General features: G+C 71.3%; 11 protein-coding genes. 10 read left to right on the plus strand and 1 reads right to left on the minus strand.

Annotation, left to right across the window (positions count from 1 at the left end):
- Window positions 1-150: 150 nt before the first annotated feature.
- The 4 genes from OG875_RS08125 (at window position 151) to OG875_RS08140 (ending at window position 5,252) form a co-directional block, all read left to right on the plus strand.
- On the plus strand, window positions 151-2,244 hold the full coding sequence (locus tag OG875_RS08125) for an ATP-binding protein (RefSeq protein ID WP_443079249.1): 2,094 nt from the start codon (window positions 151-153) through the stop codon (window positions 2,242-2,244).
- A gap of 302 nt (window positions 2,245-2,546) precedes the next feature.
- Entirely contained in the window at window positions 2,547-3,950 is a 1,404-nt protein-coding gene (locus OG875_RS08130; RefSeq protein ID WP_330177651.1) for a glycoside hydrolase family 16 protein, read from the plus strand.
- Between the two features lie 142 nt (window positions 3,951-4,092).
- Window positions 4,093-4,659: a hypothetical protein gene (locus OG875_RS08135; RefSeq protein WP_330173544.1), complete on the plus strand. Its 567-nt coding sequence runs from the start codon at window positions 4,093-4,095 to the stop codon at window positions 4,657-4,659.
- Window positions 4,656-5,252, plus strand: a complete 597-nt coding sequence (locus OG875_RS08140) for a hypothetical protein (protein ID WP_330173545.1) — start codon at window positions 4,656-4,658, stop codon at window positions 5,250-5,252. Before OG875_RS08135 ends, OG875_RS08140 begins: the two co-directional genes overlap by 4 nt.
- A 137-nt stretch (window positions 5,253-5,389) precedes the next feature.
- On the opposite strand, the gene OG875_RS08145 is transcribed toward OG875_RS08140, so the two are convergent.
- Window positions 5,390-6,769, minus strand: coding sequence for a cation:dicarboxylate symporter family transporter (locus tag OG875_RS08145; protein ID WP_330173546.1), 1,380 nt, complete (start codon window positions 6,767-6,769; stop codon window positions 5,390-5,392).
- Between the two features lie 137 nt (window positions 6,770-6,906).
- Between OG875_RS08145 and OG875_RS08150 the strand changes: the two genes are divergently transcribed.
- The 6 genes from OG875_RS08150 (at window position 6,907) to OG875_RS08175 (ending at window position 14,217) form a co-directional block, all read left to right on the plus strand.
- Window positions 6,907-8,982 carry a sensor histidine kinase gene (locus OG875_RS08150; protein ID WP_330173547.1) on the plus strand — a complete coding sequence of 692 codons (2,076 nt, stop codon included), beginning with the start codon at window positions 6,907-6,909 and terminating at the stop codon, window positions 8,980-8,982.
- Entirely contained in the window at window positions 8,979-9,686 is a 708-nt protein-coding gene (locus OG875_RS08155; RefSeq protein ID WP_330173548.1) for a response regulator, read from the plus strand. The genes OG875_RS08150 and OG875_RS08155 overlap by 4 nt, the downstream gene beginning before the upstream one ends.
- A gap of 232 nt (window positions 9,687-9,918) precedes the next feature.
- Complete coding sequence (locus tag OG875_RS08160) at window positions 9,919-10,836, plus strand: LLM class flavin-dependent oxidoreductase (RefSeq protein WP_330173549.1); 918 nt, start codon at window positions 9,919-9,921, stop codon at window positions 10,834-10,836.
- 108 nt (window positions 10,837-10,944) lie between these two features.
- Complete coding sequence (locus tag OG875_RS08165; protein WP_330173550.1) at window positions 10,945-12,297, plus strand: extracellular solute-binding protein; 1,353 nt, start codon at window positions 10,945-10,947, stop codon at window positions 12,295-12,297.
- Window positions 12,298-12,550: 253 nt separating this feature from the next.
- The gene (locus tag OG875_RS08170; protein ID WP_330177652.1) at window positions 12,551-13,393 is read left to right on the plus strand and encodes a carbohydrate ABC transporter permease; all 843 of its coding nucleotides are present in this window, start codon (window positions 12,551-12,553) and stop codon (window positions 13,391-13,393) included.
- Window positions 13,393-14,217: a carbohydrate ABC transporter permease gene (locus OG875_RS08175; protein ID WP_330173551.1), complete on the plus strand. Its 825-nt coding sequence runs from the start codon at window positions 13,393-13,395 to the stop codon at window positions 14,215-14,217. The genes OG875_RS08170 and OG875_RS08175 overlap by 1 nt, the downstream gene beginning before the upstream one ends.
- The last annotated feature ends 91 nt before the right edge of the window (window positions 14,218-14,308 follow it).

Here is a 14,308-nt window from a genome sequence, read left to right on the forward strand (position 1 = left end):
CAACTCCCCGCCGACGCATCCGGTTTCGTCAACCGGGTTCAGGAACTCGACCAGCTGAACGCGGTCGTCCCGGGCGAGGACGGTGCCCCGCTCGTCATCTCCGTCTGCGTCATCGCGGGCACCGCCGGAGCGGGCAAGACCTCGCTCGCGCTGCGCTGGGCGCACCAGGTGCGACAGCGTTTTCCGGACGGGCAGCTCTACGTCAACCTGCGCGGGTACGACCCCGGGGAGCCGGTGATCGCCCAGGAGGCGCTGCACCGGTTCCTGACCGCCCTCGGTGTCCGGGCCGGGTCGGTGCCGCAGAGTCTCGACGCGGCGGCGGCTCTCTACCGCTCGCTGCTGGCGGACCGCCGGATGCTCGTGGTCCTGGACAACGCGGCGACGGTCCGGCAGGTCCGTCCGCTGCTCCCGGGCGGGGCGGGCTGTCTGGTCCTCGTCACCAGCAGGAGCCGGCTCTCCGGGCCGGCCGTCCGCGACGGCGCCCGCAGGATCACGCTCGGGACACTCCCCCAGGAGGAGGCGGTGGCACTGCTGCGCACTGTCACCGCCGGCTACCGCCCGGCGGACGACCTGGAGAAGCTCACCGAACTGGCCGATCTCTGCGCCCGGTTGCCACTGGCGCTGCGGATAGCGGCCGAGCGCGCGGCAAGTCGGCCACATCTGCGCCTGGACGACCTGATCAACGACCTGCGGGACGAGTCGGCCCTCTGGGACGCGCTGAGTACGGGTGACGACGAGGAGGCGGAGGCCGTCCGCAGCGTCTTCGCCTGGTCCTACCGGGCTCTGCCGGAGCAGGCAGCCAGGCTGTTCCGTCTGCTCGGTCTGCATCCCGGTCCGGAGTTCGGGATCCAGGCCGCCGCCGTCCTCGCCGCTCTTCCCGTTCCGCGGACGCGGCAGTTGCTCGACTCGCTGGTCAACGCCCATCTGCTGGAGCAGCGGGCGCCCGACCGGTACGAGTTCCACGATCTCCTCCGCGCGTACGCGAGCGACCAGGCCCACCACGAGGACCCGGCCGGGGAGCGGGAGACCGCGCTGCACCGCCTGCTGGACTGGTATCTGTACGGCGCGGATGCCGCCCAGAGCTGGATCAACCCGGACGAACGCCACGTGCCCCTCCCGCCGTCGGACGGTGTGCCCGCCGTGGCGTTCTCCGACTACGGCTCCGCGATCGACTGGGCCGGACGCGAACACACCAACCTCCTTCGGGCGATCCGCGCCGCAGCCGGAACGGACGACCGGAGGACCTGCCGGCTCGCGGTGGCCTCGTGGAACGCCCGTCCCTCGTCGGCACCGGTCGGCGAGTGGCTGACGGTGGGCGACCTGGCGCTGAACGCGGCCCGCCGGTCGGGCGACCGGAACACCGAAGCCCTGCTCCTCACCCAGCTGGGCAAGGACCATGTGCGGGTGGACCGGCCGGCCGAGGCGCTGGAGTTCCACCGGCGCGCACGCCGGATCCGCCATGAGACGGGCGATGCCGCCGGCGAGGCGACAGCGCTGAACCTGATCGGCCTCGTCCACCTGCGCACCCGCCAACTCACCTCGGCGGCTGAGCACTTCACACGGGCAGTGCGGCTCTTCCAGCAGGCGGGGTCGCCGTCGTGGGAGGCGATCGCGCTGTCCAACCTGGCATCCGCCCACAACAGCGCCGGACTCCTCGTGGAGGCGTCGTCCGTCGCCCGCGAAGCCCTGGCCGCGCACCGTGCACTGGGCAATCCACGAGGTGAGGGGAACATCCTGCGGGTCGTGAGCTGCCTCCAACTGGAGGACGGGCAGCCGCAAGAGGCCCTGCGCTCGGCCCAGCGGGCGATGGACATCGCGCTCGCCCTCCGCGACGACCGGCTGGAGGGCTTCTGGCTCCTCGCCCTCGGCGACGCCCAGCGCTCCCTCGGGACGTACGACGACGCCCTCGTCTCCTACCAGCGCTCGGCCGTGCTCCACCGCAGGCTCGGCAACCGCAGCCGGGAGGCGCTCGCCTGGTACGGGACCGGGCTGACGTATCGCGGGCTCGGGCGGCACGCGGAAGCCGGGCGGTTCCACCGGCGGGCCGCCGTGGTCCACCGCGAGTTGGGGGACGGGTGGCAGGAGGCCGTCGCGCTCGACGGGCTCGCCGGAGCCGTCGCGGCGGACGACCCGGAGGCCGCCGCCCGGCACTGGGCGGGCGCGCGGGAGTTGGTCCGGAGGTACGACGACCCGCGTGCCGTCGCCCTGCGCCGCCGTGTCGAGGCGGCGCTCGGTGAGGTCTGACGACAGACTCCCGCGCGGCACGGCCCCGGCCCCGGCCCCGGGTGAGGGACCTACGGCCGGGGCTTCTGGTCCGGGAGTTCCGGTTCGAGGCTTCGGGAATTCAACGCGCCGGGGACATTGACGGGGTGTCGGGGTTCATCTAAACAACGAAGGTGAGAGCGCTCTCAGCAGGGCTCTCGCCGCAGCCAGAGCCGGACACATCTCGGCACCATCCGCACCGGAGGTGTTCCTTGAGAACGAGCCGCACCAGCAGCCGCACCGGAAGAAGACCCCGTACGCCTCTCCTCGCCGCCCTGCTCGCGATGACCGTCGCCGTCGCCGGGCTCGTCGGGCTGTCCAGCGCCGGGACGGCGCGGGGCGACGTACCGCCCGCGCCCGGCTGGAACCTTCAGTGGAGCGACGACTTCAACGGGAGCAGCGGCGCGCCCCCGTCCGCCGCGAACTGGCAGATCGACACCGGGCACGGTTACCCCGGCGGCCCCGGCAACTGGGGCACCGGCGAGATCCAGAACTACACCGCGAACGCCCAGAACCTGAGTCTCGACGGCGGCGGGAACCTGCGGATCACCCCGCTCCGGGACGGTGCGGGCAACTGGACGTCCGCCCGGGTCGAGACGAAGCGCGCGGACTTCAAGGCACCGGCGGGCGGCACCCTGCGCATCGAGGGCCGGATTCAGATGCCGAACGTGACCGGCGCCGCCGCCTCCGGCTACTGGCCCGCCTTCTGGGCCCTCGGCGCGCCCTACCGGGGCAACTACTGGAACTGGCCCGCCATCGGCGAGTTCGACATCATGGAGAACGTCAACGGCATCAACTCCGTCTGGGCGGTGCTGCACTGCGGCGTCAACCCCGGCGGCCCGTGCAACGAGACCACCGGCCTCGGCGCCAACCGCCCCTGCCCCGGATCGAGTTGCCAGTCGGCCTTCCACACGTACCGCTTCGAGTGGGACCGTTCCAGCTCGCCCAACGCGCTGCGCTGGTACGTGGACGACCAGCTCTACCACACCGTCACCCAGAACCAGCTGGACGCGACGACGTGGACCAACATGACCAATCACGCGGGGTACTTCATCCTGCTCAACGTCGCGATCGGCGGGGCGTTCCCCGACGCGCTCGGCGGGCCGACACCGACGGCGGCCACCGTGCCGGGGCGGCCGATGCTCGTCGACTACGTCGGCGTCTGGACCCGTGGCGGCGGCTCCGGCCCGACCGACCCGCCCACCGACCCGCCGTCCGGCTCCTCTCAGTTGTACGCGCGCACCGGTGGCGGCCTCGGTGACGCCGCCGCGTCCGGCGCGAACGCCACCGTCGTCTCGGCGGGCGGCGTCAACCGCGACGGGACGCCGTACAACCCGCAGGTCTTCACCTCCGGCGGCATCACCCGCGCCTACAACGGCGGGGCGACCCAGTTCGACCTCTTCGCGGACTCCGGTACGGCGGTGGGCAACGGCCAGCAGGTGCGGGTGAGTTACGACCGTACGGGCGACGGCAGCTGGGACCGTACGGAGACGTACCACTACTTCGCGACGGACCCGGTGCCCGGCTTCGAGCACTACACGCAGGCCGGCGGACTGAAGGCGTCGACCGGTTCGCACGGGAACCTGGTCAACGGGAAGGTGCGGATCGAGGTCTGGAACGCCATCGGCAACGGCGCGGGCACGCTCGGCATCGGCAACCAGTCGGTGGTCCGTATCCCGTACGGCTGAGACGACCGACCGGTCCACGCCGCGGGCTCCGCACACTCCGTGCGGGGCCCGCTGCCGTGCGTACCGGACAAACGGGGGTACCCGCCAAGTCCGGGAGCGCGGACGGCAGAAGTGCTCCGAACCTGGGGTGGGCGGAGTCGTGATGACGCATTCGCACGAGAACCGGCACGGGTGGCGCTGGTGGCTGGACCGTTGGTGGGTGGCGGTCCCACTGACGTTCCTCCTCATGACGGGGATACGTCTGCTGACCGACCGGGACGGCGGCCTGTTCGACGCGGCGATGGGCGCCTTGATCTACACGGCGCTGCTCACGCCGACAGCCATCTGGCGCCGGCGCAAGGACGCCCGTGCGCTCGGCGCGGACCCGGACCGGGTGCCCGACCTCGACCGGCGCATCCAGAAGGAGGACGTGCCCGAAGACCCGGAGGAACGCCGGGAGATGGCGGTCCTGGTACGGCGCCGTGAGGAGCAGCTGCGTCCGACGGGCCGGTGGGGTCTCCCGGTGACGGGGGTGGGAGCGGTCCTGCTCATCGTCCTCTTCCTGCTGCTGGGAGAGGTGGTCGCGGCAGCCGTCGTCGTGGTGGTCGCCGCCCTGTTGGTCCTGGTGGCGCTGTGGAACCGCCGCCTCTTCGCGCGGTACGCGCGGCTGACGGAGCGGCTGGGCGCGACCTCGGGCACCCGGCACGACGACATGAGGCACCGGGCATGAGCGGCACCGTGAACCGCGACAACGACCCGGGCGGCACCGACGACACGACCGGCCGGGGCGGGGCCTCGTGGTCGGAACGGCCCGCGCTCCCGGGGGCTCTGCTCGTGGTTCTGCTGGTGCTGTGCGGAGTGGGTCTGGGTGTCGGGGACGGGGGTGCGACCACCGTCGTCGTCGCCGGGGTGCTGGTACCCCTGATCGTCGGCTGCTGCTTCCTCCTGGTGCGGGCCGTGAACCGCGGGTCCGCACGCGAGAGCGGGGTGCCGTACGCGAGCTTCGTTTCCCTGTCGCGGCGCATACGCAAGGGGGACATCCCCCGGGACCCGTCGGAACGGACCGCGATGCGGCGGCTGCTGGCGAAACAGCGCCCGGCGACAGCCAGGCTGTGGCGGTTCCGCTGGATGTTCGTCGCGCTGGGCGCGGTCTTCCTGCTCAATTCCGTACCGAGGTTCCTGGAGGGCGAGTTCCTGACCGGAACGCTGCTTCTGCTGGGCGCGCTGGGGCAGTTCGCCCAGCCCTTCGCGCAACGGGACACGTTGCGGCGGCTGGACCGCGCGGAGGCCGGCCTCGATGCCGCCGACCACGGTGCCCGGTAGGCCCGGACCCGGGACGAGGAGACACAAGTGACCGGCCCGTACGGACGTCTCCGTACGGGCCGGTCATCGTGGGCCCGGGGAGCAGGGGGATCTGCTCCCGGCCCTGGTCGGGCGGTGATACGTGGTGGTGCCGGTCCTCAGACCTTCGCGGGTGTCTCGTCGCGCGGGTCCGGGGCCTCCGACGGCCCGTCGGACTCCTTCGTGAGACTCGGCCGCTCGTCCGCCCCGTGGTGGTCGTCGACCAGGGTCTTCTCGTCGAACGGAATCCGGCCCGCCAGCACCTCGTCCACCCTGGCCCGGTCGATCTCCTTCGTCCACGTACCGACGAGGAGCGTGGCCACCGCGTTGCCCGCGAAGTTCGTCAGGGCGCGCGCCTCGCTCATGAAGCGGTCGATGCCGACGATCAGGCCGACGCCGTCGACCAGTTCGGGCCGGTGCGACTGGAGGCCGCCCGCCAGGGTCGCCAGGCCGGCGCCGGTGACACCCGCCGCGCCCTTCGACGCGATGATCATGAAGACCAGGAGGCCGATCTGCTCACCGATGGAGAGCGGGTCGCCCATCGCCTCGGCGATGAAGAGCGAGGCCATCGTGAGGTAGATGGCGGTGCCGTCGAGGTTGAAGGAGTAACCGGTCGGCACGGTGATGCCGACGACCGGCTTGCTGACACCCAGGTGCTCCATCTTCGCGATCAGACGCGGCAGCGCCGACTCCGACGACGAGGTGGACAGGATCAGCAGGAACTCGCGCCCCAGGTACTTCAGCAGCGCGAAGAGGTTGACGCCGGTGACGAACTTCAGGAGCGCGCCGAGGACCACGAAGACGAACAGCGCGCAGGTCACATAGAAGCCGATCATGATGACCGCGAGCGACTTCAGCGCGTCCACGCCGGTCTCGCCGACCACCGCCGCGATGGCGCCGAACGCGCCGACCGGGGCCGCCCACATGATCATCGCGAGGATGCGGAAGACCAGGCGCTGGATGTGCCCGATGCCACGGAGGATCGGCTCGCCGGTGGAGCCCATGGCCTGGAGCGCGAAGCCCGCGAGCAGCGCGACGAGCAGCGTCTGGAGGACCTCGCCCTCGGTGAAGGCGGAGACGAGCGTGGTCGGGATGATGCCGACCAGGAACTCCGCGGTCGTCTCGGCGTCGCCGTTGACCTGCGCGGCGCCGACGTCGGCCGTGGCCTGGGTGATGTGCAGGCCCGCGCCGGGCTCCAGGATGTTGCCGACGACGAGGCCGATGGCCAGCGCGACGGTCGACATGACCATGAAGTAGCCGAGGGCCAGACCGCCGACGGCGCCGACCTTCGCGGCCTTGCGGACCGATCCGACGCCCAGCACGATGGTGCAGAAGATGATGGGGGAGATCATCATCTTGATGAGATTGACGAAGCCCGTTCCGATGGGCTTCAGCTCGACGGCCACCCCCGGGGCAGCGAATCCGACCACGATTCCGAGAACCACTGCGGCGATCACGGCCAGATACAGATAATGGGTACGGTCCCGAGTAGCGGCCACGGGTCCTCCTTGACTCGTTTGTCCCTACATGACCGTCCTCGTCCCGAGGGGGTCCCGGCGACTATCCACCAGCCTGTGACCCCGGTCACCCTTACGTGCATTTCGTTCATACGATTTCGGCCAGGCAGACTTGTGCCATGCAGCTACCCCGTCCCCGCAGCCTCGCGGGCCAGCTCTTCGCGATGCAGGTCGTGCTGGTCGCCGCGGTCGTGGCCGGATGCGCGCTGTTCGCCTACTTCACCGACCGGGCGCAGGCCGAGGAGACCGCGAAGCGCCAGGTGACGGCCACGGCGCGGGCGATGGCGGACTCCCCTTCCGTACGGGAGGCGATCAGGTCCGCCGACCCGTCGGCCACCCTCCAGCCGTACGCGGAGCGCGTCCGTGTGGACACCGGCGTGGACTTCGTGACGATCATGCGGCCGGACGGGACGCGCTGGACCCATCCCGATCCGGCACTGATAGGGCTGCCCTTCATCGGCACCACGGCGCCCGCGCTGCGCGGCGAGACCTTCACCGAGACCTACACCGGCACCCTCGGGCCCTCCACCCGCGCCGTGACGCCGATCGTGGACGGCGGGCGGATCACGGGTCTGATCAGTGTCGGCATCACCGTGGACCGGATCTCCAGCCAGTTGGAGGGGCAGGTGCAGGTCCTGGCGCTGGCCGCCGGGGGCGCGCTCGTGCTGGGCGGTGTGGGCACGTACGTGATCAACGCGCGGCTGCGCCGGCACACCCACGGCATGAACGCCGCCGAGCTGAGCCGGATGCACGACTACCACGAGGCGGCGCTGCACGCCGTGCGCGAGGGGCTGCTGATGCTGGACGCGCGGGGCGGGATCGCGCTGATCAACGACGGCGGCCAGGAACTCCTCGGTCTGGACGACAGCGCCGTGGGCCGCACCATCGACGAACTCGGGCTGCCCGCGCCGCTCGTCGGCGCGCTCCTCGCGTCGGAGCCGCGTGTGGACGAGGTGCATATGACGGCCGACCGGATCGTGGTCGTCAGCACCCGTCCGGTGATCGGCGGCGAGCGGCGCGGCACGGTCGCGACGCTCCGGGACCACACCGAACTCCAAGCACTGTCGGGCGAGTTGGACTCGGAGCGGGGGTTCACCCAGGCGCTCCGCTCGCAGGCGCACGAGGCGGCGAACCGGCTGCACACGGTCGTGTCGCTGATCGAGATGGGGCGGGTGGACGAGGCGGTGGAGTTCGCGACGGCGGAGCTGGAACTGGCGCAGGTGCTCACGGACCGGGTCGTCGGCGCGGTCGCCGAGCCGGTGCTGGCGGCGCTGCTGCTGGGAAAGGCGGCGCAGGCCAACGAGCGGGGCGTGGAGCTGGTGCTGGCGGAGGACAGCCGGATGGACGACGGGGTGCTGCCGCCGTCGCTGGCCGCCCGCGACCTGGTGACGATCCTCGGCAATCTGATCGACAACGCGGTGGACGCCGCGCGGGGCACCGACGAGTCGCGGGTCACGGTCACCGCGCGGGTGCGGGACAGCGAATTGCTGCTGCGGGTACGGGACACCGGGCCGGGGGTCGCGCCCGGTGACATGGAGGAGGTGTTCCGGCGCGGCTGGTCGACCCGGGGCGCGGGGCGCGGACTGGGCCTGGCCCTGGTACGCCAGGCGGTGCACCGGGCGCGCGGCACGGTGGAGCTGACGCCGGGGCGGGACGGCGGTGCGGTGTTCACCGTACGGCTGCCGCTGGGCGCGCGTACGCGTACGGATACCGGTGCGGGGGCGGGGGCCGGTGCGGGTGTGGGCTCGGATACCGGTGCGGGTGCGGCTTCGCGTACGGGGGCGGAACCCGGTCCGCGTACGGACACGGGCAGGGGTGCGGGTGTGGATAGCGATCCGCGTAAGGAGACGGGGGCGGGGGCCGGCCCGCGCAAGGAGGCGGGTGTGGATCCCGGACCTCGTACGGACACGGGCAGAGGTGCGGGTTCCGGCCCGCGTACGGACACGCGCAGGGGTACGGGTGTGGATAGCGATCCGCGTAAGGAGACGGGGGCGGGCACCAGCACGGGTGCGGCTCCTCGTACGAGCGCCGGTTCCGCTGCGGATCGCGCGACGGACCCGGCCCCGGAGGCGGACGCCGCCCCGGCGAACCCGACGCCGCCGATGGCCGGTGCCGGGACAGCGGCCACCGCGAACCCGGCGCCGCCGACAACGACCGGTGCCGCGACCGACGGTGGGGAGCACGGCGGATCATGACCCGCACTCCGAACGCCGGTGCCCCGCGCCTTATCCGTGTGCTCGTCGTCGAGGACGACCCGGTCGCCGCCGACGCCCATCAGCTGTACGTGGGCCGCGTGCCCGGCTTCGAGGTGGCCGGGGTCGCGCACTCCCGCGTCGAGGCGGGCCGGGTGCTGGAGCGCACGGACATCGACCTGATCCTCCTCGACCTGTATCTCCCCGACGGGCACGGCCTCCAACTGCTCCGCGGTCTGCGGGCCGCCGGCCACCACGCGGACGTCATCGCGGTCACGTCGGCGCGCGATCTGACCGTCGTACGCGAAGGGGTGTCGCTGGGCGTCGTGCAGTACGTACTGAAGCCCTTCGCCTTCGCGACCCTCCGGGACCGGCTCAGCCGTTACGCGGAGTTCCGGGCCGCCGCCGGTGAGGCCAGCGGGCAGGACGAGGTGGACCGGGCGCTCGGCGCGTTGCGGGCGCCCCAGCCCGCGTCGCTGCCGAAGGGGCTCAGCGGCCCGACGCTGGAGTCGGTGACGCGGGCGCTGCGCGACGCGCCGGAGGGGCTGACCGCCACCGCGGCGGCGGCCGGTCTCGGTATCTCCCGGATCACCGCGCGCCGCTACCTGGAGCATCTGGTGGGCGCGGGTCAGGCGGACCGCAGCCCCCAGTACGGCCAGATCGGCCGCCCCGAGCTTCAGTACCGGTGGATCGCCTCCGGCCGGTAGCGGGTACCGGACAGCCGGCCCGGCACCGAGCACCGGTCGCCGCCCCGGTGACGACGCCCGTCAACGACGCCCCGGATGGAGTGCGTTGACCCCGTCTCGCCCACGCACGGGTCCCGGCGTACGGTGCCGCCCGCCCGCGTCCCCCGCATACCCCGCGTCCCCGTCCACATACCCACCCGCGCCCACGGCGCCCGGCGGTGCGCGGGACCCCCGCGCCGTGAACAATGCCGTCATGACTGTTCTCGGCGCCGTCTTCCGCCCCCAACTGCCCCCCGAACGACTCCGCGACCTCGCCCGCGTCGCGGACGACGCGGGCCTCGACGAGCTGTGGCTCTGGGAGGACTGCTTCCTGGAGAGCGGTATCGCCAGCGCCTCCGCCGCCCTCGCCTGGACGGAGCGGCTGCGCGTCGGGGTCGGTCTGCTCCCCGTACCCCTGCGCAACGTCGCGCTGACCGCCATGGAGGCCGCGACCCTGCACCGGCTGTTCCCGGGGCGGGCCCTGCTCGGCGTCGGCCACGGCGTACAGGACTGGATGGCGCAGACCGGCACCCGTGTCGAGTCGCCCCTGACGTTGCTGCGTGAGCATCTCGTGGCGCTGCGCGCGCTGTTGGCAGGTGAGCGGGTGACCACCGACGGGCGGTACGTGACACTGCGGGATGTCGCGCTCGACTGGCCGCCGTCCAACTCCCCCACCCCTCCCGCCGTGTTCGCCGGTGCCACCGGGCCGCGCACGATGCGGCTGACGGGCGAGGCCGCCGACGGCACGATCCTCACCGGCGGCACGTCGCCCGCCCAGGTACGCCGGGCCCGCCAACTCATCGCCGAGGGGCGGGAGTCGGCCGGACGCACCGGCAGCCATCCGGTCGTCGTGTATCTCCACACGGCGACCGGCCCGGACGCCGCCGCGCGGCTGCGCGCCGAACTGGACTCCCTGGGCGAGGGGACCGATGTCTGGGGCCCCGACGGTCCGCACGGGGTCGCGGGCTCGGCCGGCGACATCGCCGGGGTCGTACGGGACTTGGCGGAGGCCGGCGCGGACACGGTGGTGCTCCAGCCGACGGCCGACGAACCGGACCCGGAGGGCTTCGTACGGTTCACTGCCGCCGAGGTCCGTCCGCTGGTGCCGCGCGCGGAGCACACGCCGGAGTGATCCGCCGTGGCCCGTAGGAGTGGGCGGTGCACGGGGATTGACCTTCCGATTGGCCCGGTCCTACGGTCGCCGGGCAGCTCTTCGCGGCAAACCGAGGAGGTCGTGCCCGTGCGCCCCACCGCCCCACTGATCCTCGTCACGGTCCTCGCCGCCGGTGCTCTCACCGCGTGCGGTGGCGGTTCCGGCAGCGATCCGGACACCGTCAAGGTGGCCTACAACAGATCGACGGACAACAAGATCCGCTTCAAGGACACCTATCTGGAGTCCGTGAAGAAGGAGTTCGAGAAGGCCAATCCGGGCAAGAAGGTCGAACTGATCCCGATCCAGGCCCCGGACAACGACTACGCCACCAAGGCGCAGCAGATGATGCGCTCCCCGAAGACCGCGCCCGACGTGGTCTACGAGGACACCTTCCGGATCAACTCCGACATCAAGGCGGGCTATCTCCGGCCGCTGGACGAGTACTTGGAGAAGTGGGACACCTGGGACCAGTTCGTGGACACGGCGAAGTCGGCCGCGAAGGCGGAGGACGGCAAGACGTACGGCGTCCCGGACGGCACCGACACCCGCGGTCTCTGGTTCAACAAAAAGATCTTCGCCGAGGCGGGTCTGCCGGCCGACTGGCGGCCCCGGAACTGGGCCGAGGTCCTGGACGCCGCGCGCACCGTCAAACGCGAGGTGCCGGAGGCGATCCCGCTCAACGTCTACACCGGCAAGGGCCCCGGCGAGGCCGCGGTGATGCAGGGCTTCGAGATGCTGCTGTACGGCACGGGCGCGGACCCGCTGTACGACCCGGCGGAGAAGAAGTGGGTCGCGGGCGGCAAGGGCTTCGAGGACGCGCTGGAGTTCGTACGAACCGTGTACGCCGAGAAGTTGGGGCCCGACGTCTCCGACGCGCTCGATCCCAACATCGGTACGCGCGTGGCGACGGAGTTCTTCCCCGAGGGCAAGCTGGCGATCTCGCTGGACGGTTCCTGGATGGGTCAGAACTGGATCAACGAGGGCCCCAAGGAGTGGCCCGAGTGGTCCACCGAGCTGGCGCAGGCGCCGATGCCGACACAGAACGGGCAGGCACCCGGCAGTGTGTCGATGTCCGGCGGCTGGGCGTGGTCGATCCCGCAGAAGTCCCAGAACCCGGATCTCGCCTTCGAGTTCATCAAGACGCAGCAGACGAAGGAGAACGCCGTCGAGTGGGACGTCGTCGGCGCGCAGATCGCCGTCCGCAAGGACGTGGCGGCCGACCCGGGGTATCTGAAGTCGATGCCCGGGATCGACTTCTTCACCCAGTTGGTCGAGGTGACGCACTACCGTCCCGCGCTCCCGGTGTATCCGCAGGTGTCGTCCGCCATCGGTGAGGCGATGGAGTCGGTGACGACGGGGGACGCGTCGGCGGCGGAGGCGGCGAAGGCGTACGACGAGCAGGTGAAGACGATCGCGGAGGGCGCGGTGGTCGAGAAATGAGCCCGGCCGGGGTGGGCTCGGGGAAAGCGGTGACGGCGGCGCCGCGCGTCGTGACGCCGTGAGCGCGGTCGGCGCGCACGGCGGTGGCGGGGTGGAGAAGGCTCCCAACGGCGGTCGCGTGGGCGGCCGTTCGCCCCGCTCCGGCCGGGACGGAACGAAAGGCCGCGGGGGGAACGGACACGGAGAGAACGGGCACGGACAGAACGGGCGGGCGAGGGCCGAACCCGGGACGTACGGGCGTGGGGCGCGGGCGCTGCGCTGGCTGCCGCTGGCCCCGGCGACCGTCCTGCTGCTCCTCTTCCTCGCCGGGCCGATCGGTTACTGCGTCTGGATCGCCTTCACCAACACGCAGTTGACCGGCTCGTCCACGTCGGACTTCGTCGGCCTGGACAACTTCCGGCGCGCCTTCGCGGACGACAACTTCCGCAACGCGGTCTGGCTGACGCTGGTCTTCACCGTCGTCTCGTCCATCCTCGGCCAGAACACGATCGGGCTGGCCCTGGCCGGTCTGATGCGGGCCGCGTCACGGCCGGTGCGGACCCTGACGGGCGCCGTCGTGATCGCGGCGTGGATCCTGCCGGAGATCGTCGCGGCGTTCCTGCTGTACGCGTTCTTCCGCCGCGAGGGAACGCTCAACGCGATCCTGGACTGGCTCCAACTGCCCTCCCAGAACTGGCTGTTCACCCTGCCGATCCTGGCCGTGTCGTTCGCCAACGTGTGGCGCGGCACGGCGTTCTCGATGCTGATCTACTCCGCCGCGCTGTCCGAGATCCCGAAGGACATCACGGAGGCGGCGGAGGTCGACGGCGCCAGCGGGGCACGGCGGCTGTGGCACATCACCCTGCCGATGATCCGGCGCTCCATCGGTACGAACCTCATGCTCAACACGCTCTCCACGCTGTCCGTCTTCGGGCTGATCTGGGCGATGACGCGCGGCGGGCCGGGCAATCGCAGCCAGACGCTGCCCGTGTTCATGTACGACACGGCGTTTCTCAAGAGCCTGATCGGTTACGGCACGGCGGTCGCGCTGCTGCTGCTTCTCGTGGGCGCGCTGTTCTCGGTGGTCTATGTGCGTCTGCTCAAGGTGGAGGTGTGATGAGGCGCGCCACTCGCGTCCGGCTCGCCTCGGACGCCGCGCTCGTCGCGGTCGCCGCGGCCTTCCTGCTCCCGTTGCTGTGGCTGCTGCTGTCGTCGCTCGACGCGGAGGCGGATCTGCGGGTACGGCTGCCGTCGTCGCCGACGACGGAGAACTTCGGTGCCGTTCTCACCGACGAGATCACGTTCACACCGATGCTCAACAGCCTTCTGCTGTGCGGCAGTGCGACGCTGCTGACGGTGGCGTGCGCGGCGCTGGCGGCGTATCCGCTGTCCCGTTACCGCTCACGGTTCAGCCGCCCGTATCTGCTGACGATCCTCTTCACCACCTGTCTGCCGATCACCGCGATCATGGTCCCGGTGTACGGGCTGTTCGTCCAGGTCAATCTGGTCGACACGATGCACGGCACGGCGCTCTTCCTCGCGACGTCCCAACTGCCCTTCTCCATCTGGCTGATGAAGAACTTCATGGACGGTGTCCCGACGGTCCTGGAGGAGGCGGCGTGGACGGACGGGGCCTCGATGCTCCAGACGCTGGCCCGGATCGTGCTGCCGCTGATGGGGCCGGGGACGACGGTCGTGATGATCTACACGTTCATCCAGCTCTGGGGAAACTTCTTCGTCCCCTTCATGCTGCTGCTCACCCCGGACCAACTGCCCGCGTCCGTCTCGATCTTCACGTTCTTCGGCAACTACGGGTCGGTGGTCTACGGCCAGCTCGCGGCGTTCTCGATCCTCTACTCCACACCGGTACTGCTGCTCTACATCCTGATCTCGCGCCGGCTGGGCGGCGGCTTCGCGCTCGGCGGTGCGGTGAAGGGCTGAGGCAGTCAACTCAGCTGCGCGCGGGCCGATTTCGGACGCGGCTGAACCATGAGGCAGGTGGAACACGTCCTTCCCCACACAGTTCGCCGTA

This window comes from Streptomyces sp. NBC_01498 (genome assembly GCF_036327775.1).
Taxonomy (GTDB): Bacteria; Actinomycetota; Actinomycetes; order Streptomycetales; family Streptomycetaceae; genus Streptomyces.

Coding starts and splice junctions, on each gene's coding strand:
- OG875_RS08130 (WP_330177651.1), top strand. CDS start 2,547: ATGACCGTCGCCGTCGCCGGGCTCGTCGGGCTGTCCAGCGCCGGGACG.
- OG875_RS08135 (WP_330173544.1), top strand. CDS start 4,093: ATGACGCATTCGCACGAGAACCGGCACGGGTGGCGCTGGTGGCTGGAC.
- OG875_RS08140 (WP_330173545.1), top strand. CDS start 4,656: ATGAGCGGCACCGTGAACCGCGACAACGACCCGGGCGGCACCGACGAC.
- OG875_RS08150 (WP_330173547.1), top strand. CDS start 6,907: ATGCAGCTACCCCGTCCCCGCAGCCTCGCGGGCCAGCTCTTCGCGATG.
- OG875_RS08160 (WP_330173549.1), top strand. CDS start 9,919: ATGACTGTTCTCGGCGCCGTCTTCCGCCCCCAACTGCCCCCCGAACGA.
- OG875_RS08175 (WP_330173551.1), top strand. CDS start 13,393: ATGAGGCGCGCCACTCGCGTCCGGCTCGCCTCGGACGCCGCGCTCGTC.
- OG875_RS08155 (WP_330173548.1), top strand. CDS start 8,979: ATGACCCGCACTCCGAACGCCGGTGCCCCGCGCCTTATCCGTGTGCTC.